Source organism: Pedococcus sp. P2_E5, from assembly GCF_056403895.1.
On the sequence record NZ_JBFUEP010000033.1, the window covers coordinates 34,979 to 59,751 of the forward strand.

A 24,773-nucleotide genomic window follows, 5' to 3' on the forward strand; every position below is an offset into this window, starting at 1 on the left:
TGGAAGGGAAACTTCCGGATATCCGGAAGTTTCGCTTCCAACAGCGCGGGCGTTGAGGGCTAGTGGCGGTCGTCGATGAGCTCGGAGATCCGGGCGATCGCGTAGGCGTAGCCGCTGGGGCCACAGCCGCTGATGACACCGTCGGAGACGGCGGACAGGTAGGAGTGGTGCCGGAACTCCTCCCGCTTGTGCACGTTGCTGAGGTGCACCTCGAAGACGGGGATGCTCACGGCGGCGAGCGCATCGCGCAGGGCGATCGAGGTGTGGGTGTAGGCGCCGGCGTTGATGACGATGCCGACCGCGGTCCTGCGGACCTCGTGGACGGCGTCGATCAGCGCGCCCTCGTGGTTGCTCTGGCGGAAGTCGACGTCCAGTCCGGCCAGGCCGGCGGCCTTGCGGCACAGCGCCTCGATCTCGGCCAGGGTGTCGGAGCCGTAGATCTCCGGCTCGCGCTCGCCGAGCAGGTTGAGGTTCGGTCCGTTCAGGACGACGACGGTCTGCTGGCTCATCGTGGCGCGCTCCTGTGCTTGCGGTATGCCGTGTGGCCGCGGCTCTGCGGTGCGGCCACCTTGCCATGCGGCCGGTGTCTTTCAGGGTAGGCCACGGCAGGTCCACATGACCGGATGATGTCGTCATCATCCGTTTGGCGGGGGAAGCGGTCGTTTACTCCCTCAGCCGCTGATCGCCCGCCAGATCACGATCACGGCCACGACCACCACGACGCCGATGACGATCTGCTTGCCGTAGGACCTGAGCAGGATGGGCAGCACCGCGCTGCCGAGGTCGAGCGCGTCGTCCTTGCTCTCGGCACCAGCGGCTCGCTCGGGAACGGGAGCCGGAGACGGCTCGGGGCCGGCGGCTGGGCCTGGCTGGAGCTCCGGCTCTGGACTGGCCCCGGGGGACGGCTCGGGGGACGGCTCGGGGGACGGCTCGGGGCTCCCGCCTGCAGCCGCGACCGGAGGTTCCTCCAGGGGCACCTCGCCGATCTTGCCCTCGATGCAGCCGATGAACTGGCCGAGCAGCTTGTCCGACACGTCCTGCATCACGCCACGACCGAACTGCGCGGGCTTGCCGGTCACCGCGAGGTCGGTCTGCACGTCGGCGCGGGTCGAGCCGTCGCCGACGTCGGTGAGCTGGATGGTCACGGTGGCCCCGGCCGTGCCGTTGCCCCGCTTGTCCTTGCCCTTGGCCTCGATGACGGCCCGGTGGGCGCCGTCGTCACGCTCGACGAAGGCGCCCGTGCCGGAGTAGACCAACGCGATCGGGCCGAGCTTGACCTTCACCGTGCCCGCGAAGCCCTCCTCGGTCACCTCCGTGACCGTGGCGCCGGGGAAGCAGCCACCGACCAGGGGCAGATCCATGAAGGTCGCCCAGGTCCGGTCGACCGTCGCAGGCACGGTGAAGGAGTGGCTCAGCTCCACGGGCTCAGCCTCCAGCCGCAGCCAGGACCGCCCGGCGGGCGAGCACCGTGGCGAGGTGCCTGCGGTAGTCGCTGTCGCCGTTCAGGTCCGACGGTGGGTTCGTGCCATCCGCCGCTGCGGCGCACGCGTCGCGCACCGCCTCGTCGGTGGCTGCCCTGCCCACCAGCGCCTGTTCCACCCCGGTGGCCCGCAGCGGAGTGGACCCCATGTTGGTCAGCCCGATCCGCGCCTCGGCGATGGTGCCCCCGTCGACGCGCACCGTCGCCGCGACGGCGACGATGGRCCACTGGTGCGACACCCGCACGAACTTCTCGTAGCGGTGGCCCCACCCCGTGTGCTTCGGGATCCGGATGGCCGTGAGCAGCTCGCCCTCCCCCACGGCCGTCTCGAACAGGTCCTGGAAGAAGTCACCGGCGGCCACGGTGCGTTCGCCGCCGCTGCCGTTGATGACGAACTCGGTCTCGAGCGCGAGCGCGGGAGCACCCACGTCACCAGCCGGGTCGGCGTGGACGAGCGCTCCGCCGACCGTGCCACGGTGGCGGATCTGCGGGTCGGCCACCTCGGCGATGGCGTCGGTGAGCAGCCCCGCGTGCTGACGGACGAGATCGCTCGCCAGCACATCGGCATACGTCGTCATGGCACCGATGACGAGGTGGTCGCCGTCCTCGGTGACCCCCTTCAGCTCCTCGATCCGGCCGAGGTCGATGACCTTCTCCGGGGCGTTGAGGCGCATCCGCAGGATGGGCAGCAGGCTCTGGCCACCGGCCAGCACCTTGGCGTCGTCGCCGGCCTCGGCGAGGGCCGCCAGGGCGTCGGCCACGGACGTGGGTGCGACGTAGTCGAACGATGCGGGGATCACTGGTCTGCTCCGTTCGTCGCAGCGCCGGTCGTGCCGGCGTCCTGGTTGGGGGCATCCGCGTCGAAGTGCGGCTGCGCCTGGCCCGTGGTGGCGTCGGCCTGCGTGGACCCGGCCGACTGGATGGCCTTCCAGACCCGCTCTGGCGTGCACGGCATCTGGATGTCGTTGATGCCGAGCGGTCGAAGTGCGTCGACGATGGCGTTGACGACCGCTGGTGTGGACGCGATGCAGCCGGCTTCACCGACACCCTTGGTGCCGAGCGTGTTCGTCGTCGACGGGGAGGTGGTGTTCTCCGTGACGAAGGTGATCGTGTCGGCGGCGGTCGGGAGGGTGTAGTCGACGAACGAGCCCGAGACCAGGGTGCCCTGGTCGTCGAAGACGGCCTCCTCCCACAGCGCCTGGGCGATGCCCTGGAGCACCCCTCCGTGGACCTGGCCCTCGACGATGAGCGGGTTGATGATCTGCCCGACGTCGTCGACGCTGACGTACTTGCGCATCGTGACCTGACCGGTCTCGGTGTCGACCTCCATGGCGCACAGGTGTGTGCCGTGGGGGAACGAGAAGTCGTCGGGGTCGAAGGTGGCGTCGGCGTCGATCCCGGACTCGAGACCCGGCGGCAGGTTGTGCGACGTGAACTGGGCGGTCGCTATCTCCGTGATGCCGATGCCGTTGTCGGTGCCGCGCACCGTGAACCGGCCCGACGAGAACTCCAGGTCGTCGACGCTCGCCTCCAACAGGTGGGCGGCGACGACCTTGGCCTTCTCGACGACCTTGTCGGCCGCACGCACGACCGCCTCGCCCCCCACGACGAGCGACCGCGAGCCGTAGGTGTCGAGGCCACGCGGTGCGATCTGGGTGTCGCCGTGCAGCACCTCGATGTCCTCGAAGGGCACACCCAGCCGGTCCGCCGCGATCTGGCTCCACGCCGTCTCGTGGCCCTGGCCGTGGGGTGAGGTACCCGTGATGACCTCGACCTTGCCGGTCGCCAGCATCCGGATCGAGGCGTGCTCCCACCCGCCGGCGCCGTAGTTGAGCGCTCCGAGGATGCGCGAGGGTGCGAGGCCGCACATCTCGGTGAAGGTGGAGACTCCGATCCCGAGCTGGACCGGGTCCTTGCGCTCCCGGCGTTCCCGCTGCTCGCGCCGGAGACCCTCGTAGTCGAAGAGCTCGACGGCCCGCGCCGTGGCGACCTCGTAGTTGCCCGAGTCGTAGGTCATGCCGGCCACCGAGGTGAACGGGAACTCGTCGCTCTTGATCCAGTTCTGCTCGCGGATCGCCAACGGGTCGACACCCACCTCGGCCGCCAGCTCGTCCATCAGCCGCTCGATGGCGTACGTCGCCTCGGGACGGCCGGCGCCACGGTAGGCGTCCACCCAGGTGGTGTTCGTGAGGACGGTCTGCACCGTGAACCGGTACGCCCGGAACTTGTAGATGGCGTTGTACATCCACGCGCCGAGCACGGGGACACCGCCTCCGACGAGACCGACGTACGCGCCGAGGTTGGCGATGAGGTCGACCTTCAGGGCGGTGACCGTGCCGTCCTTGGTCGCCGCGAGGGTGAGCTTCTGGTACTGGTCGCGGCCGTGGTGGCCGGAGACGAGGGACTCCGAGCGGGTCTCGGTGTACTTGACGGGCTTGCCGACGTGGCGGGCGGCGGCCAGCGTCGCGAACTCCTCGGCCGTGGTCTGCAGCTTGCCGCCGAAGCCGCCGCCCACGTCGGGTGCGATGACCCTCACCTTGGACTCAGGTATGCCGGTCGTGGCCGCGATGAGGAACCGCAGGATGTGCGGGACCTGGGTCGAGGTCCACACCGTGATCTGTTCACCCGTGGGGTCGACCACCGTCGAGCGGGGCTCCATGAAGGCGGGGATCAGCCGCTGCTGGCGGATCTCCCGCTCGATGACGATGCCGTCGGCGCGAGCCTTGGCGATCTCCTCGTCGACGTCGCCGCCGCTGCCCTGGTCGGCCGAGTCCAGCCGCCACAGCGCTGACTTGTTGGTGCCGAGGTCGGGGTGGGCGAGCACGGCGTCGTCGACCGCCTCCTTGGCGTCGAGGACGGCGGGCAGCTCGTCGTAGTCGACGTCCACGAGCTCCGCGGCGTCGCGGGCCTGTGCGGCGGTGCGTGCCACCACCACGGCGACGATCTCGCCGGCACACGCGACGTGGTCGACCACGATCGGCAGGTGGGCGGCCGCCTTCTGGTCGGTGGTGATCGGCCACGCGTTCGCCACGGCCCCCTGGCCGTCCTTCACGTCCGCTCCGGTGACGACCGCCACCACCCCGGGAGCCTTGCGGGCCGCCGCGGTGTCGATGCCGGTGACCATGGCGTGGGCGTGCGGGCTGCGGACCATGGCGGCGTGGAGCATGCCCGGCAGGATGATGTTGTCGGTCCAGCGGGTGCGACCTGTGATGAGGCGCTGGTCCTCCTTGCGCAGCCGGGCCCTGCCGATCTCGGGCTTGGCGGTGCGCTCCTCGGTGACGGTCATACCGGCTCACCACCCAGCGTGGACCCGGACGTCGTGCCGGCGGACGAACCACGTGTCGCGCCGACGCCGGCCGCCTGCTGCACCGCCTTGACGATGTTGACGTAGCCGGTGCAGCGACACAGGTTGCCCTCCAGCCCGACCCGGATCTCCTGCTCGGTGGGGTTCGGGTTGTCGTTGAGCACGTCGATGGCCTGCATGATCATCCCGGGCGTGCAGTAGCCGCACTGCAGGGCGTGGCACTCGTGGAACGCCTGCTGCATCGGGTGCAGCTCGCCGTTCGTGGCCAGTCCTTCGATCGTCGTCACGTCGTGGCCGTCGGCCTGGACCGCGAGCACGTTGCACGACTTCACGCTGCGCCCGTCGAGGTGCACGGTGCAGGCCCCGCAGTTGCTCGTGTCGCACCCGACGACCGTGCCGGTCTTGCCCAGCTGTTCCCTCAGGTAGTGGACGAGGAGCGTTCTCGGCTCCACCTCGTCCGAGTACTCGACTCCATCGACCGTGACGCTGATGCGGGTCATTCGCTCACCTCTCTGTGACGAAACACCTCTGAAGAAACACCTGTGACGAAAACATCGGCTCGGTAGGCCCGGCACTTCGGATACTCGTCGCCGACGCGGGTGGTGGCAACGGTCAATCCGGGTGGTTTCCCGCAGCCTCCTCCTGTCCCGTGGAGGCACCCACCAGCCCCGTCGCGTGGTGGTGGATCGGCCCCTCGCGGTGGCCCAGACGATCGCCCCGGCCACCCCACTGCAGCGCGATGATCTCGGCCGCGATGCTCACCGCGGTCTCCTCGGGGGTCCGCGCCCCGAGGTCGAGCCCGACCGGGCTCGAGAGCCGGCCCAGCTCCGCCTCGGTCAGACCCGCCTCCCGCAGCCTGGCCATCCGGTCTTCGTGGGTGCGGCGCGAGCCCATGGCGCCGACGTACCCCACCTCGGGCAGGCGCAGGGCCAGCTCGAGGACCGGAACGTCGAACTTCGGGTCGTGGGTCAGCACGCAGATCACCGTCCGGGCATCGATCCGGCCCGCGTCCCGCTCGGCCGCGAGATACCGGTGCGGCCAGTCCACGACGACCTCGTCGGCCGACGGGAACCGCGAGGCCGTGGCGAAGACGGGGCGGGCGTCACAGACCGTCACCTGGTAGCCGAGGAAGTGGCCCTGGTGAGCCACCGCAGCCGCGAAGTCGATGGCTCCGAAGACCAGCATCCGGGGTCGAGGGGCGAAGGAGGAGACGAAGACCCGCATGCCCTCGCCGCGGCGCTCCCCGTCCGGGCCGTAGGTGAGGGTCTCAGTGCGACCGGAGGCGAGCAGGCCGCGGGCGTCGTCCGTGACGGCGTCGTCGGCTCGCGACGACCCCAGCGACCCGATGGCCGCAGGGGCTTCGGCAGACCGCGGGGCAACCGAACCGGGGGCGTCGAACTCTGGGCGCACGACCAGCCGGCGCCCGAGCCAGGCCTGGTCGGGGTGCTCGATGACCGTCGCGACGGCCACCGGGCGACCGGCCTCGATGTCCTCGGCGACCTCCTCGAGCTCGGGGAAGGTCTCGCGACTCACCTGTTCGACGAAGACGTCGAGGATGCCCCCACAGGTCAGCCCCACGGCATACGCGTCGTCGTCACTGACGCCGTAGCGCTGCAGGACGGGGACACCGTCGGCAACCACACCCTGGGCGAGCTCGTAGACCGCGCCCTCGACGCAACCCCCGCTGACCGACCCGACGGCCTCGCCGCCGGGCCCCACCAGCATTGCGGCGCCGGCGGGTCGCGGTGCGGAGCGCCACGTGGCGACGACGGTGCCGACACCGACCGTGGCACCGGCTCGCCACCAGCGGAGCAGCTCCGGGAGCACCTCACGCACGCGCGACCACCTCCACGAGCTCCTCGAAGGCCGCCATCGAGTGGCCTGCCACGAAGTCGTCGACGTGCGGCAGCGCCGCGACGATGCCTTGCTGGACGGGCTCGTAGCCCGGCTTGCCGCGATGCGGGTTGACCCAGACGACCCGGTGGGCCAGGGCCCGCAGACGGCGCATCTGCTCTCCGAGCGCCGCGGGCTCGTCGCGTTCCCAGCCGTCGCTGAACAGCACGACGACGGCACCGCGGGCCATGCCCCGGCGACCCCACCTGTCGAGGAAGGCGCCGATCCCCTCGGCAAGCCTGGTGCCACCGGACCAGTCGGGTACGCAGGCGCCGCACGCGACGATCGCCCGCTCGGGGTCGCGCTGGCGCAGCGGGCGCGTGACGTGCGTCAGCCGGGTGCCCAGCGTGAACACCTCAACCGGCAGACCGCTGGCGGCGTAGGCGTGAGCCAGACGCAGCAGGGCGTCGGCGTAGGCGCTCATCGAACCGGAGACGTCGACGAGGAGGACCACCCGACGAGGGCGAGTTCCCTTGTGCCGCCACGCGATCGGGCCCGGCTCCCCCATCCGGCGCAGTTGTTCCCTGAGCGTCCGGCGGGCATCGACCCCGCCACGCCGCGACGGGGTGTGCCGGTGGGCCGGGCGGCGCGGCGCGCGTGGCCGCAGCGCCGTGAACATCGCTGCGAGCCGCGCGCGGTCGGCATTGCTGAGGGACGCCACGTCGCGGTGGCGGAGCACCTCGACGGCGCTCGCCGACGCCCGCACCACGTCCTGCGGCGACTCCGGGTCGTCACCGCGCCCCTGTCCCGTGTCCAGGGGGGCATGGGCGACCGTGTGGGTCGTGTCGCGCCGCGCACGCGCGGTGGCGCGCTCGAGGCCGAACCACGCGGCATACACCTGGTCGTAGCGTTCGAGGTCGGCCGGTGAGGCGCACAGGGTGGCGCGCCCCGCCCAGTAGGCGCCGGACTCGTCGTCCATCCCGACGGCCGCCACCGCATCGAGGTAGGTCCGCTCCCGGTCGGCCGTGACGTTGACGCCGGCCGCACGCACAGCGCGCGCGAAGCCCAGGAGGATCTCGTCCGCAGCATGCACCGGTGCGGCAGGCAGCGGCGGGGTGGTCACCGGCGAGGCCGTCATCGCGCGAGGATCCGGTCGAGCGCCGCGCGGACCTTCTCGGCGTCCTCGCGGTACTTCACGGCGACGCCCAGGCTCGCCGACGCGGTGTCGAAGTCGAGGTTCGAGGCGCCAAGCTCCTGCAGCGCGCGCGCCCAGTCGAGGGTCTCCGCGACGCCGGGCGGCTTGATGAGGTCCTGCTCGTCCCGCAACCGATGGACGGTCGAAACGACCTGTGCGGCAAGGGATTCGGAGACCTCCGGGGCGCGAGTTCTGACGATCTGGAGCTCACGCTCGAGGCTGGGGTGGTCGATCCAGTGGTAGAGGCATCGACGCTTGAGCGCGTCGTGGAGCTCGCGGGTGCGGTTGGAGGTGAGGACGACGATCGGCGGCGTCGCGGCCGTCACGGTCCCCAGCTCGGGGATGGTCACCTGCCAGGTCGAGAGCACCTCGAGCAGGAACGCCTCGAACTCGTCGTCGGCACGGTCGATCTCGTCCACCAGCAGCACCACCGGCGACTCGCGCAGTGCGCGCAGCACCGGTCGGGCGAGGAGGAACCGCTGGTCGAACAGCTGCTCCTCGACCTCGGCGAGGTCCTGCCCGCCCGCCGCCACGGCCTCGACGGCCCGCAGGTGGAGGATCTGGCGGGGGAAGTCCCAGTCGTAGAGCGCCTGGGTCGCGTCGATGCCCTCGTAGCACTGCAGCCGGATCAGCGGCAGGTCGAGCGCCGCCGCGATGCCCTCCGCGAGGGCGGTCTTGCCCGTGCCGGGTTCGCCCTCGAGCAGCAGCGGGCGCTGCAGCCGGAGCGCGAGCCAGGCAACCGTGGCGAGGGCGTCGTCGGCGAGGTACCCCGTGTCGGCAAGCCCCTGCGTCAGCTCCCCCGCGGACTCAAAGGCCTCGCGTGGCTCCATGTCCACAGCATCACCCATCGCGACCACTAATTGAAGAGGCAACCCGCGTCACAGGTCGCCGGGGGTGTCGACGTCGCGCCCCGTGGCGAGGTGACCGACCTCGACCACCGCGTGGGCGTGGGTGGCGAGGTAGTCACGCGCGCCACGGTCGCCGGTGGCGCTGTCGGCAACCGCAGTCCAGTGGTCGCGACCGATCACCACGGGGTGCCCGGGCACTCCTCGGTATGCCGCGCGCGCCAGGGCGCTGGGCCCGTCACCGGCGGCGGCCAGCACCGCCGCGACGACGTCACCGCCCACGTCGGGCAGGTCGACGAGCAGGACGCAGGCCACGTCCGCCCCCGTGGAGCGGAGCGAGTCGAGGCCGCGACCGAGGGAGGCGCTCTGTCCGCTCGCCCAGTCGCCCGCCTCAACGACGAGGTCCGCGCCGGCCCTGGCGGCCAGTGCTGCCGCGCGCTCGGCCTGGGCGCCGACCACGACGATGACCGGCGAACAGCCTCCGTCGCGCAGGACCCGCACTCCGCGCTCGACGAAGGAGCCGCCCGCGGGGTCGTCGACCAGCGCCTTGGGGGTGCCCATTCGGCGGCCTCCCCCAGCAGCGAGGAGCAGGCCCGCCGCTGACCTCGCGGGCGGCTCCGGCGTGGGCTCTCGCTGGTCCGGCGCGGGCCCTCGCGGCTGCGGCGGGCTCAGCGGCGCAGTCCCGCCTCGATGGCCGCGATGATGCGCGGGCGCAGCTCGTGCGGGTCGATCACCGCGTCGACCGATCCCACGCTCACGGCGCGGTGGATGCTGTGCACGCCGTCGAACTCCGAGGCGACCTCGCCGAGCTTCTCGCTGCGCACGGCGGTGCGCAGCTCGGCGAGGTCAGTGGACAGTCGAGCGCGCTCCGCACCCGATGCCTCGCCGAACTTCGCCTCGAGGTCCTTGACCCGCGCGTCCGCGGCGGTGCGGCCGTCCACGTCACGCGAGAAGACGACCGCCGCTGCGGGCGCGCCACCGATGACCGAGGCGAACGACCCCTCGACGGCCAGGACCGTCATGTTGGGGTTCAGCGCCTTGGAGAACACGACGAACGCGCCACCGTGGTAGCGGCTCACGACGCAGAACACGATCGGACCCTCGAAGTTGACGATGGCCCTGCCGATCTCCGCGCCGTACTCGAGCTGCAGGCTGCGCATGGACTCCGGCGACCCGTCGAAGCCGGACAGGTTCGCCAGCACGACGACGGGCCGGTTGCCACTCGCGGCGTTGATCGCCCGCGCGGTCTTCTTGGACGAGCGCGGGAAGAGGGTGCCCGCGGTGTAGGTGTCGGGTCCGTCGGTGGGAGGGAAGCCCCGTCGCGCAACGGTTTTGGACTCGATACCGATGAGGCAGACGGGGATGCCGCCGAGGTGGGCGTCCTGCACGACCGAGGTCTCCGCGTCGGCCATGCCGGCCCAGCGCTCGAGGGTCGCGTGGTCCTGGTCGGCCACCGCCGCCATCAGGATGCGGATGTCGAAGGCCTTCTTGCGGTCCGGGTTCGTGGCCGCGGAGAAGATGTCGCCCACCGTCGTGAAGCCCGAGTCCGGCATGACGTGCGGGTATGCCGTGACGTCCCGGGCGATGTCGTCGGTGGACTTCGCGCGTCGTGGGCCGGCCTCACCCGGGTGCACGTACGTGTGGTCGTAGTGGGCCATCAGGACGCCGTAGGCGCCGGCGAGGTCGCGCGCCCAGTACTGCGCCTGGCCGTTCGGACCCATCACCCGGTCGTAGCCGCCGATGCCGAAGTTGTCCTCGGCCGAGACCCCGCCGGAGAAGTCGAGCGACTGCTTGCCCGTCAGCACCATGGCGCTGTCCGGGGTCATCACGAGGATGCCCTTGGTGTGCATGAGCATCGTGGCCTCGGCGTTCCAGTAGGGCTGCGCGCCGACGTTGATCCCCGCGACGACGATGTTGATCTCGCCACCGCCCTGGGTGAACTCGATGATCCGCTTGAGGGCCTTGGCGACCCAGTCCATGTTCTCGGTGCCGGAGTCCATCGAGATCCGTGCACCGGCGGACAGGGCGAACCACTCGACCGGGACGCCCATGCGCTCGGCCAGGTCGAGGGCCGCGATGACGCGGGCGCACTCGGCCTCGGAGACGGCGCCGAGGGCCTTGAGCGGGTCGCCGCAGAGCAGCACCCGCGTCATGCCCTCGGGATAGCGCTCGGTGGGCGTCGTGATGACGCCCGCGATGATCCCCGCCTTGTTGAGGCCGTAGGGCCGGTCGACGGGGACGAGCACGCCGGCGTCGTCCAGGTCGTACTCGGTGGCGGTACCACCGGGTCCGGCGATCATGGCCTGGAGCTCGTAGGGGTAGACGACCCCCCGACGGCGCGCGCGGACGACCTTCTGCGCGTAGTCGTCCAGCGGCTTGAGGCGGGTGGTCGGTGGCTCCTCGACGGAGGTCACGACACCCGACCCGGGCTGGTAGTGGAACCGCGCCGCGAGAGGGGCACTGGCGCCGTCGGGCGTCGCGATCCGGCCCTGGACCAGGACCTCCTCGATGCCGGCACCCGCGGTCAACGGGGCGATCCGGGCCTGGAGGGCGGTGAGCTGGTTGAGATCCGCCTCCACGGGTGGCCAGATGTGGACCCACACGTGGTTCATGTCGAGCCGGGCACCGGCCGCTCCACGAGCCGACCGCGCCCGGCGGATGGCCTCGAGGCAGTTGGCGATGGCGCGCTCGGCGTGGGGCAGGGCCGTCACCCGGCCCTGCTCGTCGCGGACGACGACGAGCTGCCGGACCTGGGCCAGCGCGACGAGGCGCTGGTCGGCCTCGTTGCCGGGGGCGGTGCACAGGTAGAGCAGGACGTCCTCGGGGGCGTCCAGACGGGTCACGTCGAAGTCGCGCAGCCGCCAGAGGTTGAGGCGCCGTCCGACCATGGGGTGCACGCCGCGGACGAGCCGGTCCTCGACCATGGCGCCCTCGCCATCGGGCCGGAAGGTGAAGTACGCCACCGGTCGTCCGGCACCGGGGCAGACGGCGACGGCGACGCGGCGCACACGCTGCGCGAACGGCATACCGGCGAGGAGGTGACCCAGTCGGTCGGAGGCGTCCTCGGGGGACGCAGGCTCGTCGGGCCACGAGAGGTAGAGGTCGACCACGCCTTCGGAGCCCGCGGCGCCCTCGGCCAGCTGGGCGGACACGGCAACGCCGAGCTCGCCGTCGGGGGTCAGCTCGTCGACCCGGCCGACACTGGTGACCAGATGCGTGTGGCGTCCGTCGAGGGTGTAGTCGGCGATCGCGAAAGGCCTTGTCCCGACTGAGATTTCGCGCAGCGCCGTCAGGTCGTGTTCACGATAGTGACGCTTGATGAGGACGGCCAGCATCGGCTCGCGCTGCGGCACGCCCCTGTCCAGCCGCTCGGCGAGGAACTGCACGATCTGTTCGGGGATCGCGGCGAGCGCGTCGATCCGACGGGCGCGCTCCTCGCTCTCGGGCATTGCCTCCAGGGCGGTCAGCTCGTCACTGACGCCCCCGAGGATGCTGGCCCTGTCGGCGTCGACGAGGGGCTGGTCGAACCAGCGGAACCGCACGCTGCGGGCGAGGTCGCCGACCACGGGGAAGCGCAGCTGGGTGGCGACGACGAGCCGGTCGAGGACCTCGCGGGCGGCGCTGTCGAGGGGGGCTTCGGGGCAGGGCTCGACCATCCAGCGCTGCAGCAGCGAGGTCGCGAGCGCGACATCGGGGGCGGACCGCTGCTGCGAGAGGAAGACCCGGAAGACCGCCTGCTCCAGCTCGGCGGTGCGGTCCAGGCTGTCGATGCCGTAGTGCCGCACGACGTTCGAGAGCTTGGCGCGGAACTGCTCGGGGAGCGCCCCGCGGTCGGGGTCGAGGCTCTGCAGGTAGGTGTGGAAGTGCTCGCGCGGGCTGTGCACCCGGTGCTCGACGTGCGCCTCCTCGCCGGCGGGCCGGTTGCGGCTCAGCTCGGCGAAGTCGGCGAAGACCTCGAGCACGGCGACCTCGGCGCAGACCTGGGAAACGCCGTGCGCCGTGAGCTCGTCACGCGCGGAGAGGTAGGTCGCCAGCGTGCTGCCCTCGTCGCGCTGGTCGAGGTCGTAGCCGAGGAGCATGGCGGCGAGGGCGGATCGAGCGTGGTCCGCAGAGGCGGCAGCACCGTCGCCGGTGGTGGAGGCTGCGGGCAGGTCGAGGTCGACGGCCTCGTCGGCGGCGCCGGCGTCGGCCGCCTCGTCGGCGTCACCCACCGGTTCCAGCCGGACGAGCGGCGTGCCGGTCTCGACCTGGCTGCCCGCCGACACCAGGAGCTCCTTGACCCGGCCGGCGAACGGCGCGGGCAGGACCGTCTCCATCTTCATCGACTCGAGCACGAGCACCGGGGCGCCCGCTGCGACCTCGGCGCCGACGGCGACAGGAGTGGCGACGACGAGGGCCGGGGCCGGCGAACGCAGCACGCCGCCCTCGTCCCGGCTGACGCGGTGCGTGACCCCGTCGACCTCCACGAGCTGGACCGGGCCGTGGGTGGCAGTGATGAGGCGGTGGGTGCGCCCGGAGATCGTGAGGCGACTCGTGTACTCGTCGAGACGGTCGAGGTCGGCGTCCACGGTCTGCTCGACGGCGCCGGCGGCGAGCGCCACGCGGAACTTGTGCGGCCCGATCCGCCACACGGTGACCTTGTATGCCGTGCCGCGCAGCTTGAGGTCGATGGCGCGGCCGGTGCGGTGCTGCACCTGGGGTCGCCCACCCCGGGAGGTCTCGAGCAGCCGGGTGCGTTCGACCTCCTCCTCGTCCTCGTACCCCTCGATGCCGGCAGCGACGAGGGCCACGCCGGAGTGGCGGTGGGAGACCAGCCGACCCTCGGCGCGGACCCGGTCGATCCACCCCGTGTCGGCGCTGCCGTCGATGATCTCAGGCTGGTCGAGCAGGTCCAGGATGAAGCTCTTGTTGGTCGAGCCGCCCTCGATGACGACCGTGGTCTCGCCCATGGCGCGGCGCAACCGGGCCAGGGCCTCGTCGCGGTCACGTCCGACGGCGATGATCTTGGCGATCATCGAGTCGAAGTCGGCGGGGATCGAGTCCCCTTCTCCCACACCGGTATCCACGCGGATGCCGGGGCCGCTGGGGAGCTGGAGCAGCGCGATCCGACCCGGTGACGGGGCGAAGTCACGGTCGGGGTCCTCGGCGTTGAGGCGCGCCTCCACGGCGTGACCCTCTTCGAGCGGGCGCTCCCCCTCGAGGCGGCCGCCAGCAGCCACGTGGATCTGCAGCTTCACCAGGTCGGTGTCGGTCGTGACCTCGGTGATGGGGTGCTCGACCTGCAGGCGGGTGTTGACCTCGAGGAAGGCGAAGAACTTGTCGCCGGGGTGGTAGAGGAACTCGACGGTGCCGGCACCGGCATACCCCACCGCGACGGCGAGGCGCTCGGCACTGGCCTTGACCTCGGCCACCTGCTCAGGGGCGAGGACGGGCGAGGCCGACTCCTCGATGACCTTCTGGTTGCGCCGCTGCACCGAGCAGTCGCGGACGCCGATCGCCCAGGCCGTGCCCTGCCCGTCGGCGATGACCTGCACCTCGACGTGACGGGCACCGGTCACGAGCCGTTCGAGGAAGACGACGCCGGAGCCGAAGGCGCGCTGCGCCTCGTCGCGGGTGCGCTCGTAGGCGTCGGTGAGGTCGGCGTCGGAGGCGACCATCCGGATGCCACGCCCACCGCCGCCCGCGGTCGCCTTGAGCATGAGCGGGTAGCCGATCCGGGCAGCCGCGGCCTTCGCGTCCTCGAGGGTGTCGACCCCGCCGCCGCTCCACGGTGCCACCGGGACGCCGACCTCCTCGGCGATGATCTTGGAACCGATCTTGTCGCCGAGCTTGCGCATCGCCTCGGGGCTCGGGCCGATGAAGGTGACGCCGATGCGGGCGCAGACCTCGGCGAAGTTCGGGTCCTCGGCGACGAAGCCCCAGCCGACCCAGGCGGCGTCCGCACGGGTGTCCCGCAGCGCGGTCTCGAGGACGGCGTAGTCGAGGTAGGGGCGGTTGGCCGCGGGCCCCAGGTTGTAGGCGTGGTCGGCCTCGCGGACGAACATCGCCCGCTTCTCGCCCTCGGTGTGCAGCGCGATGGTCTCGATGCGGTGCCCGTCGGCCCCCGCCTGCGCGTTGAGGTCGCGCACGGCGTGGATGAGCCGCATGGCGGCCTCGCCGCGGTTGACGATGGCGATGCGCGAGAACATCGGGTGGGCCTCCCAGCGACGACGGACTGCGGAACGCTGCCGAGCCTGCCACCGATCACGGGTGACTCGCGAGTAATGCGACGCCTCGCTTCGCCGCACTTCTGGCCAGCCGTGGCGCAGCAGCGCCGCATTCCGTGGCCGTGGTGGGGCATGAGTGGCCAGAAGTGCAGGTCGGGGTGCCCGGGCGGGGGCCAGCCACGCGGCATACCGTGGTTGCCACCTGCTTGCTTGCCAACACTGGACGGCACCTGAGACACTATTACAGACCGTTCGGTCAGTTATTAGCCTCACCGCGGAGGGTTGCATGACGGACACCACCACTGCCCCGGCCACGCCGGGCGGCGAGGCCGACCTGCTGGCCGGTTTCGAGGCGACCATCAGCCACAACGACCGCATCGAACCGCGCGACTGGATGCCCGCGGGCTACCGCAAGACGCTCATCCGCCAGGTGGCCCAGCACGCGCACTCCGAGATCATCGGCATGCAGCCCGAGGGCAACTGGATCGGCCGCGCCCCCTCGCTGCGACGCAAGGCGATCCTGCTCGCCAAGGTCCAGGACGAGGCGGGGCACGGGCTCTACCTCTACTCGGCCTGCGAGACGCTCGGCGTCAGCCGCGGCCAGCTCACCGAGATGCTCATCGAGGGTCGCCAGAAGTACTCCTCGATCTTCAACTACCCGACGCTGTCCTACGCCGACGTGGGCACGATCGGCTGGCTCGTCGACGGAGCCGCGATCTGCAACCAGGTGCCGCTGTGCCGCACGTCGTTCGGCCCCTACGGCCGCGCGATGATCCGCATCTGCAAGGAGGAGTCCTTCCACCAGCGTCAGGGTTTCGAGCTGCTCATGACGATGATGCGCGGCACCGACGAGCAGCGGGCGATGGTGCAGGAGTCGGTCAACCGGTTCTGGTGGCCGGCGCTGATGATGTTCGGCCCGCCCGACGACGAGTCGCCCAACTCGGCCCAGTCGATGGCGTGGGGCATCAAGCGCAACACCAACGACGACCTGCGCCAGCGGTTCGTCGACATGTCCGTCCCCCAGGCGAAGGTGCTCGGCGTGACCTTCCCCGACCCCGAGCTGCGCTGGAACGAAGAGCGCCAGGCGCACGACTTCGGCCAGCCCGACTGGGACGAGTTCATGCAGGTCGTCAAGGGCAACGGCCCGTGCAACACCCAGCGCATCGCCCACCGCCGTGCAGCGCACGAGGACGGCGCCTGGGTCCGTGAGGCAGCGACCGCGTATGCCGCGCAACAGGACTCGTTGGAGGCGGCGGCGTCCGCTGTGGAGGGTGAGGCATGAGCGAGTCGACCAGCACCGGCCCGTCCCCCGACGAGCGGGTCCGCGCCGAGTGGCCGTTGTACGAGGTCTTCGTCCGCGGCAAGCGTGGGCTCAACCACGTCCACGTCGGGTCGCTGCACGCGGCCGACGACCAGATGGCGCTGCGGCACGCCCGCGACGTCTACACCCGTCGCAACGAGGGCGTGAGCATCTGGGTGGTGCAGTCCAAGGACATCGCCGCCTCGAGCCCGGACGAGAAGGACCCGATGTTCGCCCCCAGCGGCGACAAGGTCTACCGGCACCCGACGTTCTACGAGATCCCCGACAACGTTCCCCACATGTGAGCTGCTGACCCATGCCTGACCAGTCCGCGATGCCCGAGAGCGCGATGCCCGACGGGCTCGACGCGATCCAGTCGGTGGCCGACGACGTCGTCCACCAGCCGTCCCACCCGGCGCCCGACCCCAACGACGCCCACGGGTCGGTCTACGACGGACTCCTCGGTGGCGACCCGTCGCACTGGGCGTTCGGCACCGACTTCGAGGACCCGCTCGCCGGGGTCGACACCACGATGCCCGACGGCGTGGAGGCGAAGGACCTGGGCGCCTACTGCCTGATGCTCGCCGACGACGCGCTGATCGCGTCGCAGCGGCTCTCGGAGTGGTGCAGCCGGGCGCCCGACCTCGAGGACGACATCGCGCTGTCCAACATCGCGCTCGACCTGCTCGGCCAGGCCCGGCTGCTCCTCGCCCGCGCCGCCGCGGCGGACCCGTCGCTCGTGCCCCCGCTGCCCGAGGGGTCGCCCGTCCCGCCCGAGGACGCCCTGGCGTTCTTCCGCGATGCGGGGCAGTTCCGCAACGTGCGGCTCGTCGAGCTGGACAACGGCGACTTCGCGGTGACCATCGTCAAGCTGCTGCTCCACTCCAGCGCCCGCATCGCGATCTTCGAGCAGCTGGTCGACAGCCGCGACCACGTGCTGGCAGCGGTCGCGGCCAAGGGCGTCAAGGAGCTGACCTACCACCGCGACTACGCCGGGCGCTGGTTCCTCACCCTCGCCCGCGGGACGCAGGAGTCCCGGCGGCGCCTCGAGGCCGCCCTCGACACTGTGTGGCCGCTGCACGCGGAGCTGTTCAGGACGCATGACGTCGAGGCGCGAGTTGCCGCGGCGGGAGTCGGCGTCGACCCGGCGACGGTCGCCGACGACGTCGCCGTCGTCCTCGCTCAGGTGTTCGCCCTCAGCGGTGTCGAGCAGCCGACCAGGGCACCGCTTGCCGCGGTCCAGGGGCGGCAGGGTCGCGACGGCATGCACACCGAGGCACTGAGCCGGATCGTCGGCGAGATGCAGGTCGTCGCCCGGGCCCACCCGATGGGCCAGTGGTGAACAGCCGGTTCGATGTAAACGCGCCGGGATCCACCATGCCGTGGCCCGCACCGTCACCGACCCCGAGATGCCGATGCTGACCCTCGAGGACCTCGGGGTGCTGCGCTCCGTCGAGGTGTCCGACTCCGGGGCCGTGACGGTGGCGATCACACCGACCTACACCGGATGCCCCGCGATGGCCACCATGCGCGACGACCTGGTCCGCGTGCTCGGGGAGTCCGGCTTCGGGGACGCGACGATCCGGGTGTCCCTGTCCCCCGCCTGGTCGAGCGACTGGATCAGCGAACGAGGCCGGCAGGCCCTCGCCGACCACGGCCTGTCCGCCCCCGGCCCGGTGCCGGCTCGCTCTGGGCCGATCGCCCTGTCCCTCAAGCCGATCCAGCGCGCGATCCACTGCCCGCGGTGCGCATCCAGTGCGGTCGAGCTGACCTCCGAGTTCGGGCCGACGGCCTGCAAGGCGCTCTACCGGTGCTCGACCTGTCTCGAGCCGTTCGAGCACGTGAAGGAGATCTGAGTGACCACCGCCACGGGCTCGTTGCTGCTCCCGAAGACCAAGCGCACCGCGCCGACCTTTCACACCCTGACCGTGCACTCCGTCGAGCAGCTGACTGACGACGCCGTCGCGGTGAGCTTCGACGTCCCGGCCGAGCTCGCCGCGGCATACGAGTTCGTTGCGGGTCAGTCGCTGACGCTGCGGCGCACCATCGACGGGCAGGAGCACCGCCGCACCTACTCGATCTGCGCCGCCGTCGGCGAGCGCCCGCGCATCGGGGTGCGCGAGATCCCCGACGGGCTGTTCTCGCGCTGGCTGGTCCACGAGGTGCAGCCGGGGACCGAGGTCGAGGTGCAGACGCCGTCGGGGAGCTTCCGGGCCGACCCCGCCACCGGCGGACGTCACCTGTGCATCGCGGCAGGCTCGGGCATCACGCCGATGCTGTCGATCGCCAGCACCATGCTCAGCAACCCCGCGGCCGAGGTCACCCTCATCTACGGCAACCGCACCACGGGCTCGGTGATGTTCGCCGAAGAGCTCGCCGACCTCAAGAACCGTTACGGCGCAAGGCTTCAGCTCATCCACGTGCTGTCCCGGGAACCCCGCGACGTCGAGCTGTTCTCGGGCCGCATCGACGCCGACAGGTTGCGTCGCCTGCTCGCCGTGCTGGTGCCGGTCGACGATGTCGACGACGTGTGGCTGTGCGGGCCCTTCGCCATGATCGGCGCCGCCCGCGAGGTGCTGGGCGAGGTGGGGGTGGCCGAGGACCGCGTGCACTTCGAGCTCTTCTACGTCGACGAGCCGCCACCCGAGCTGCACCGCGCCGACGCCGTCGTCCAGGGTGAGACCAGCGATGTCACTGTCGTGCTCGATGGGCTGAGCTCGACGACGCCGATGCCGCGCGGCCAGTCGATCCTCGACGCGGCCCAGGCCTCCCGCACCGACCTGCCGTTCGCGTGCAAGGGTGGCGTCTGCGGCACGTGTCGGGCGCTGGTCCGCGAAGGCGAGGTCGACATGCGGCGCAACTACGCGCTGGAGAAGGCCGAGGTCGCCGAGGGCTTCGTCCTCACCTGCCAGTCCTACCCCGTCAGCGACACCGTGACCGTCGACTTCGACGCCTGAGGTGCACCAGTCCCAGAGGAGCAGAGCGTGACCGAAGCCTTCATCCTTGACGGCGTGCGCACCCCCATCGGCCGGTATGCCGGTGGGCTGGCTTCCGTGCGCCCCGACGACCTCGCGGCCCTCGTGGTCCGCGAAGCCGTCGCGCGCGCTGGTGTCGACCCTGAGCTCATCGACGAGGTGGTCTTCGGCGCGGCCAACCAGGCCGGTGAGGACAACCGCAATGTCGCCCGGATGGCGGTCCTGCTGGCCGGGCTCCCCCAGTCGGTGCCGGGCTTCACCGTCAACCGGCTCTGCGCCTCCGGCCTGACCGCCATCGCCACTGCCCGCCAGATGATCGCGGCCGGCGACGCCGACGTCGTGGTGGCCGGAGGTGTCGAGTCGATGACCAGGGCGCCGTGGGTCACCGAGAAGCCGTCCAAGGCCTTCGCCCGGCCCGGCGCGACGTTCGACACCTCGATCGGGTGGCGGTTCACCAACCCGGGCTTCGACGCCGACACGACCCTGACCATGCCGCAGACCGCGGAACGTGTTGCGCAGCAGTGGAACCTCACGCGTGACGAGCTCGACGCCTTTGCCCTGCGGTCCCACGAGCGGGCCCTCGACGCGATCAAGAACGGCCGGTTCGAGGCCGAGACGGTCGCGGTGCCGCTGCGCGACGGAGAGTTCACCACCGACGAGGGACCACGGGCCGACACGAGCCTCGAGCGACTCGCCGCACTGCGCCCCCTCCACGGCCCCGGCGGGCTGGTCACGGCCGGCAACTCCAGCGGCCTGAACGACGGGGCCGCCGCGGTGGTGGTGGCGAGCGAGCGGTTCATCGCCGAGCACGGCTTGACGCCGCGGGCCCGGATCGTCGCTGCCGCGAACGCCGGCGTGGCTCCGGAGATCATGGGCATCGGCCCCGTCCCCGCGACCCGCAAGGCGCTGGTCCGTGCTGGCTGGACCGTCGAGGACCTCGAGGCCATCGAGCTCAACGAGGCCTTCGCCTCCCAGTCCCTCGCCTGCATCCGCGACCTCGGACTCGACGAGGACCTGGTCAACGCCGACGGCGGCGCGATCGCCCTCGGCCACCCGCTCGGGGCCTCCGGCACCCGCATCGTCGTCACCCTGCTGGGCAGGCTGGAGCGAGCCGGTGCCAGGCGTGGTCTGGCCACCATGTGCGTCGGCGTCGGTCAGGGCAGCGCCCTGCTCCTCGAGCGCCCGTGACAACCCACGAGGGCGTCCTGCCGGACCGCGTCGGCGTCTACGGCGGCGGCAGGATGGGCGCCGGGATCGCGCACACCTTCCTGGCCGCGGGCTGCACGGTCGTGGTCGTCGAGCGCGACGAACCCACGGCGCAGGCCGCCCGCGAGCGAGTCGTCACCAGCCTCGGCAAGGCCGCCGAGCGGGGCCTGCTGACTGACGTCGACGCCGTCGCCGCCCGGCTCACCACGACCAGCGAGACTGCCGCCCTCGGCGACGTGGAGCTGGTCGTCGAGGCTGTCCCGGAGGACACCGCCCTCAAGCTGGCCGTCCTCCAACGGGTCGAGCAGGTCGCGCCCGACGCGGTCCTGGCCACCAACACCAGCTCGCTGTCGATCGACGCGATCGCCGCGGGGCTGAGGGCGCCCGAGCGGTTCATCGGGCTGCACTTCTTCAACCCCGTCCCCGCCAGCGACCTGGTCGAGGTCGTGGTCGGCGAGCACACGGCATACCCCCTCGTGGAGCGGACACGCGGCTGGGTCGCGGCGCTGGGCAAGACCGCGATCACCGTCAAGGACTCACCGGGTTTCGCGAGCAGTCGGCTCGGGGTCGCCATCGCGCTCGAGGCGATGCGGATGGTGCAGGAGGGCGTGGCGTCCGCCGAGGACATCGACACGGCGATGACGCTGGGTTACCGCCACCCCGTGGGACCGCTCAGGACCACCGACATCGTCGGCCTGGACGTGCGGCTGGCCATCGCCGAACACCTGGCGCGCGAGCTGGGCCCGCGGTTCGAACCGCCTCAGCTGCTGCGCGACAAGGTGGCCGCCGGCGAGCTGGGTCGCAAGAGCGGGCGCGGCTTCTACGACTGGTGAGGCGGCGGCGTGATCGCCAGGCCGTCGAACGCGATCGTCGTGATCGCTTCAGACAGCTGCGCGCCGTCGACCCCGCCACCGGCGCGGTGCCACTCCACGAGTGAGTTGACCATGCCGAAGAGCAGCCGGCTCACCAGCGCCGGAGCCACGTCCGTGCGCAGCGACCCCTCGTCGATGGCTTCCTTGACGAGGGCGGCCAGGCGGGCATCGATCTCACGGCGGCGGCGCAGCGCCGCGAGCTCCACCTCGCTGTTGCCGCGCACCCGCAGCAGCAACGTCACCGCCGGCTGGTGCTCGACCAGCACCTCCACGCTTTTGTGCACCGCCTGACGCAGCCGTTGGTATGCCGTGCGGCCGGCAGCGTCGTTGCTCGCCTCCTCGATCACCTGGGTCAGTCCGTCCAGGGCCTCGTCGAGGGCGAGGGACAGCAGGTGGGTCTTGCTCGGGACGTGGTGGTAGATGGCGGACTTCGTGAAACCGAGCTCGCGGGCGAGGTCGCCCATGCTGGTGCCGTCGTAGCCCTGTTCGTTGAAGAGCTCGATCGCGCGGCGCAGCACCGTCTCCTGGTCGTAGCCGGGACGACCCCTGCGGGGGGTTGCCGGTGCCGGTTCGCTCACGCTCGCCAGACTCTCACAGGGTCGTGGCTCAGCCGATCACCTTGTCGAGGAACGCGTTGCCGAACTTGCCCTGGGGGTCGGCGCTGACCCGCAGCTGCCGGAAGTCGTCCCACCGCGGGTACAGCGGGGCGAGGTCGTCATTCCGAGCCACGAAGCACTTGCCCCAGTGCGGGCGCGCGCCCAGCGGCAGCAGGGCGGCCTCGATGGCCGGCAGCACGGCATACACGCCTGGTTCGTCGAGCAGCCAGGTGAAGTGGAACCCCACCGTCGGCCGGTGGAAGGAGCTGCTGAGCCACAGGTCGTCGGCGGCCACCGTGCGGATCTCGACGTTCTGCAGCACGGGGGCGAGGCGTGGCTCGAGCCGCCGCAGGGCCGCCAGGGCGTCCAAGGCCGCGGACCTGTCGACGAGGTACTCGCTCTGCAGCTCCTCGCCGCGGCTCGGGGTGAACTCGCGGCGGAAGTGTGGCAGTCGGTCCAGCCACGCTCCGGCCGTGCCGCTCTGGTCGGTGACCGACTCGGTCGGGGCACCGTCGAGCATGTGCAGCGGCCCCGTGGCCCGTGGCGATCCGCACAGGTCGTCGGGCGCCTCGACGGACCGGCTCTTGCACCAGACCTGCAGCACCCCGCGGTGGTCGAGCCGCGTGAACAGGCTGACGCTGTCGGCGGCGCTCGTGATCGCGTCGAACTCGGATTCGACCACGTGCCAAGGCATCTCGGTGTAGACGTCCTGGCGCATCGTGTAGCTGGGTTCGACATCGAGGGTCAGCCGGGTGACGATGCCGAGGGCGCCCAGGGCTACGACACTGCCCTCGAACCCGGCGTCACCGCGCGCCACCGTGCGAAGCTCGCCGTCGGGACCCACCAGCTCGACCGCAGCGACCGCGGCGGCCAGGGACCCGAGCCCGTCCCCCGAGCCGTGGGTACCCGTCGCGACGGCCCCGGCGACGCTGATGTGCGGCAACGACGCAAGGTTGGCCAGCGCCCAGCCGCGCGCCTCGATGGCAGCCGCCACGGTGCCGTAGTCCTGGCCGGCCGCGACGGTGACGGTGCGGGCCGCTTCGTCGAGAGCCGGCTCGTGGGTCGACTCGTCGGCCGGCTCGTGCCGGAGCTGGGAGAGCGACACCAGGACGCCGTCGGTGTCGGTCAGGTCGGTGAACGAGTGCCGCGACCCGAGGGCACGGACCCGCTCGGCGGCGGACACCAGCTCCTGCAGCTCCTCGACGCCGGCCGGCCGCGCGACCCGCTCTGCCCGGTAGGTGACGTTGCCCGCCCAGTTCCGCTCGACCATGGCCCCAGTCTGGCGGGTGAGGCCGTTCGCTCCCGAGGACGCACCTCACGTGTCCATGGACCAGACTCGGGGCATGTCGGTCTTCTCAGCCTCGAAACGGTCCACTGCCGTCGTGCCCCACCCCCGGGATGCCGTGTGGGCGGTCCTGACCGATGCGAAGCTGGTGGCGAAGCTGACCCCGATGGTCCGGTCGATCGAGGACCACGGCGAGACGTGGCTGTGGAGGCTCGCGCCGATCGAGGTGCTCGGCAAGAGCATCGGGCTCTCGTTCACCGAGCGCATGGAGTTCAGGCCGCAGGAACGCATCACCTACACCCATGCGCCCCAGGGCGACGAGCGCGCCGGAGTCGAGGGCATCTACGTGCTCACCGACGACGGCGACGGGACCCGGCTGTCCATCGAGCTCGGCGTCGACGTCGACCTGCCGTTCCCGAGAATCGCCAAGCCGGCCGTCCAGGCCTCGATGCAGGCAGTCATCGCGGCGATGGGCGTCGGGTTCGCGCACAACCTCGAGCGTCAGCTCACGTCGCGACGGGCCGACGCGGGCCGCTGAGCCACCCGCCTCCGCCGCCAAAGTCTGCTGGCAGAAGTTAGGGAGACACCGAGCCGACCCAGGTGGCGTCGGAGGTCAGCGGTCCGATGACGTCGCGCTCGCGGTCGGGCACGGCCTCCTCCGGCAACGCCAGCGCGCGGTCGAGAGCCTCGGCGACCGGGGTCAGCACATGCCCCGGGGGCATCAGCTGCACCACGAAGTCCTGCCGCCCGCAGACCATGTCGTGGTGCAGGCTCTCGACCAGAGACTGCACCGTCGACGCCGGGGCCCGGGTCAGGATCGGGGCGAGCCTCGACACCAGACCGGTCGGCAGCCCGGGCACGCTCACCTGGACCCGCCGCAGACCGGCGCGGTCCGCGTAGAGCCGCAGCAGTGCGGCATACGCCATCCGCTCTCCGCTGCCGAGGTCGAAGGTGCGGCTGCGCGCCGGCGCCGTGAGCGCGCCGACCAGGGCGGTGAGGACGTCGGCGACCGCCACGGGTTCGACCTGGCTGTCCATCCACCTCGGCAGCAGCTGGACCGGCATCCGCTCGCTCATCTGGCGCATGATCTCGAACGACGTCGACCCGCTGCCGACGATCATCGCGGCACGCAGCGCCAGGGTGGGCACCCCGGAGTCGGTGAGCACCTGCTCGACCTCGAGCCGGGACCTGAGGTGCGGTGACAGGTCGCGGTCCGGGACGTCCGGGACGAGGCCACCGAGGTAGACGATGCGTTCCAGGCCGGTGCGGACGGCGGCGTGCGCCGCGTTGTAGGCGCCCTCGCGGTCACTCGTCGCGAAGTCGTCACCGCCGAGCCCGTGGACGAGGTAGTAGAGCGCGTCGGCACCCGTGCACGCCGCCCGCACGGTGGGCCGGTCGAGAACGTCCAGCTCGACCACGTCGGCCCGGTCCGACCACCAGAAGCGACCGGCCGACGTGGCATCGGTGAAGGTCGCGGTGACCGCGTGGCCCTGCGCGAGGAGGGCCGGTACCAGCCGACTCCCGACATAGCCTCCCGCGCCCATCACGACGACTCGCACCAGCGACTCCCAGGGTTCGGACGGCTCGGGACAGGGCCGCCGACCGCGGCCCACGATGGGTCGAACCTACCCTCAGCCTCACTGCCGCCCGAGCGCCCCTCGCCCACCATCCAACTA

At 71.4% G+C, this 24,773-nt stretch carries 21 protein-coding genes; 8 read left to right on the forward strand and 13 right to left on the reverse strand.

All coding sequences use genetic code 11. The features are described 5' to 3' along the window. Nucleotides 1-59: 59 nt before the first annotated feature. The 10 genes from aroQ to AC1DVZ_RS12735 form a co-directional block, all read right to left on the reverse strand. The gene (gene aroQ, locus AC1DVZ_RS12690) at nt 60-509 is read right to left on the reverse strand and encodes a type II 3-dehydroquinate dehydratase (protein ID WP_477618556.1); all 450 of its coding nucleotides are present in this window, start codon (nt 507-509) and stop codon (nt 60-62) included. 162 nt (nt 510-671) lie between these two features. Further along, entirely contained in the window at nt 672-1,421 is a 750-nt protein-coding gene (locus AC1DVZ_RS12695; protein ID WP_477618557.1) for an SRPBCC family protein, read from the reverse strand. A 4-nt stretch (nt 1,422-1,425) separates the two neighbouring features. Beyond that, nucleotides 1,426-2,280, reverse strand: a complete 855-nt coding sequence (locus AC1DVZ_RS12700) for an FAD binding domain-containing protein (protein WP_477618558.1) — start codon at nt 2,278-2,280, stop codon at nt 1,426-1,428. Continuing rightward, a complete protein-coding gene (locus tag AC1DVZ_RS12705) occupies nt 2,277-4,766 on the reverse strand; it encodes a xanthine dehydrogenase family protein molybdopterin-binding subunit (protein WP_477618559.1) in 2,490 nt (829 codons plus the stop codon). Before AC1DVZ_RS12705 ends, AC1DVZ_RS12700 begins: the two co-directional genes overlap by 4 nt. Next, complete coding sequence (locus AC1DVZ_RS12710; RefSeq protein ID WP_477618560.1) at nt 4,763-5,284, reverse strand: (2Fe-2S)-binding protein; 522 nt, start codon at nt 5,282-5,284, stop codon at nt 4,763-4,765. Before AC1DVZ_RS12710 ends, AC1DVZ_RS12705 begins: the two co-directional genes overlap by 4 nt. A 112-nt stretch (nt 5,285-5,396) precedes the next feature. After that, nucleotides 5,397-6,620, reverse strand: coding sequence for an XdhC family protein (locus AC1DVZ_RS12715; protein ID WP_477618561.1), 1,224 nt, complete (start codon nt 6,618-6,620; stop codon nt 5,397-5,399). Then, entirely contained in the window at nt 6,613-7,755 is a 1,143-nt protein-coding gene (locus AC1DVZ_RS12720) for a vWA domain-containing protein (RefSeq protein ID WP_477618562.1), read from the reverse strand. Before AC1DVZ_RS12720 ends, AC1DVZ_RS12715 begins: the two co-directional genes overlap by 8 nt. Beyond that, nucleotides 7,752-8,642: an AAA family ATPase gene (locus tag AC1DVZ_RS12725; protein ID WP_477618563.1), complete on the reverse strand. Its 891-nt coding sequence runs from the start codon at nt 8,640-8,642 to the stop codon at nt 7,752-7,754. Before AC1DVZ_RS12725 ends, AC1DVZ_RS12720 begins: the two co-directional genes overlap by 4 nt. A gap of 48 nt (nt 8,643-8,690) precedes the next feature. Continuing rightward, nucleotides 8,691-9,248, reverse strand: a complete 558-nt coding sequence (locus AC1DVZ_RS12730) for a nucleotidyltransferase family protein (protein ID WP_477618579.1) — start codon at nt 9,246-9,248, stop codon at nt 8,691-8,693. 77 nt (nt 9,249-9,325) lie between these two features. Beyond that, nucleotides 9,326-14,845, reverse strand: coding sequence for an ATP-binding protein (locus AC1DVZ_RS12735; RefSeq protein ID WP_477618564.1), 5,520 nt, complete (start codon nt 14,843-14,845; stop codon nt 9,326-9,328). Between the two features lie 304 nt (nt 14,846-15,149). Here AC1DVZ_RS12735 and paaA point away from each other — a divergent pair, with 304 nt between their 5' ends. From paaA to AC1DVZ_RS12770, 7 genes are read left to right on the forward strand one after another with little or no spacing between them, the layout of a single operon-like run. Then, nucleotides 15,150-16,145, forward strand: coding sequence for a 1,2-phenylacetyl-CoA epoxidase subunit PaaA (gene paaA, locus AC1DVZ_RS12740; RefSeq protein ID WP_477618565.1), 996 nt, complete (start codon nt 15,150-15,152; stop codon nt 16,143-16,145). Next, nucleotides 16,142-16,468 carry a 1,2-phenylacetyl-CoA epoxidase subunit PaaB gene (gene paaB / locus AC1DVZ_RS12745; protein ID WP_477618566.1) on the forward strand — a complete coding sequence of 109 codons (327 nt, stop codon included), beginning with the start codon at nt 16,142-16,144 and terminating at the stop codon, nt 16,466-16,468. The genes paaA and paaB overlap by 4 nt, the downstream gene beginning before the upstream one ends. An 11-nt stretch (nt 16,469-16,479) precedes the next feature. Further along, on the forward strand, nt 16,480-17,505 hold the full coding sequence (gene paaC, locus AC1DVZ_RS12750; protein WP_477618567.1) for a 1,2-phenylacetyl-CoA epoxidase subunit PaaC: 1,026 nt from the start codon (nt 16,480-16,482) through the stop codon (nt 17,503-17,505). A 40-nt stretch (nt 17,506-17,545) separates the two neighbouring features. Continuing rightward, nucleotides 17,546-18,019: a 1,2-phenylacetyl-CoA epoxidase subunit PaaD gene (gene paaD, locus AC1DVZ_RS12755; protein ID WP_477618568.1), complete on the forward strand. Its 474-nt coding sequence runs from the start codon at nt 17,546-17,548 to the stop codon at nt 18,017-18,019. Continuing rightward, nucleotides 18,020-19,120 (forward strand): 1,2-phenylacetyl-CoA epoxidase subunit PaaE, encoded by a 1,101-nt coding sequence (gene paaE / locus AC1DVZ_RS12760; RefSeq protein ID WP_477618569.1) that lies wholly within the window; start codon nt 18,020-18,022, stop codon nt 19,118-19,120. Between the two features lie 27 nt (nt 19,121-19,147). Continuing rightward, complete coding sequence (locus AC1DVZ_RS12765; protein WP_477618570.1) at nt 19,148-20,326, forward strand: thiolase family protein; 1,179 nt, start codon at nt 19,148-19,150, stop codon at nt 20,324-20,326. 53 nt (nt 20,327-20,379) lie between these two features. Then, nucleotides 20,380-21,177 (forward strand): 3-hydroxyacyl-CoA dehydrogenase family protein, encoded by a 798-nt coding sequence (locus AC1DVZ_RS12770; RefSeq protein WP_477618580.1) that lies wholly within the window; start codon nt 20,380-20,382, stop codon nt 21,175-21,177. On the opposite strand, the gene AC1DVZ_RS12775 is transcribed toward AC1DVZ_RS12770, so the two are convergent. Next, nucleotides 21,165-21,794 (reverse strand): TetR/AcrR family transcriptional regulator, encoded by a 630-nt coding sequence (locus AC1DVZ_RS12775; protein ID WP_477618571.1) that lies wholly within the window; start codon nt 21,792-21,794, stop codon nt 21,165-21,167. The two genes, AC1DVZ_RS12770 and AC1DVZ_RS12775, sit on opposite strands and share 13 nt — an antisense overlap. A 28-nt stretch (nt 21,795-21,822) precedes the next feature. Beyond that, nucleotides 21,823-23,082 (reverse strand): D-arabinono-1,4-lactone oxidase, encoded by a 1,260-nt coding sequence (locus AC1DVZ_RS12780; RefSeq protein WP_477618572.1) that lies wholly within the window; start codon nt 23,080-23,082, stop codon nt 21,823-21,825. A 73-nt stretch (nt 23,083-23,155) separates the two neighbouring features. Here AC1DVZ_RS12780 and AC1DVZ_RS12785 point away from each other — a divergent pair, with 73 nt between their 5' ends. Next, nucleotides 23,156-23,635 (forward strand): SRPBCC family protein, encoded by a 480-nt coding sequence (locus tag AC1DVZ_RS12785; protein ID WP_477618573.1) that lies wholly within the window; start codon nt 23,156-23,158, stop codon nt 23,633-23,635. Between the two features lie 37 nt (nt 23,636-23,672). Here the strand turns inward: AC1DVZ_RS12785 and AC1DVZ_RS12790 are convergent, their stop codons facing one another. Further along, nucleotides 23,673-24,656, reverse strand: coding sequence for an NAD(P)H-binding protein (locus tag AC1DVZ_RS12790; protein ID WP_477618574.1), 984 nt, complete (start codon nt 24,654-24,656; stop codon nt 23,673-23,675). Nucleotides 24,657-24,773: the final 117 nt, after the last annotated feature.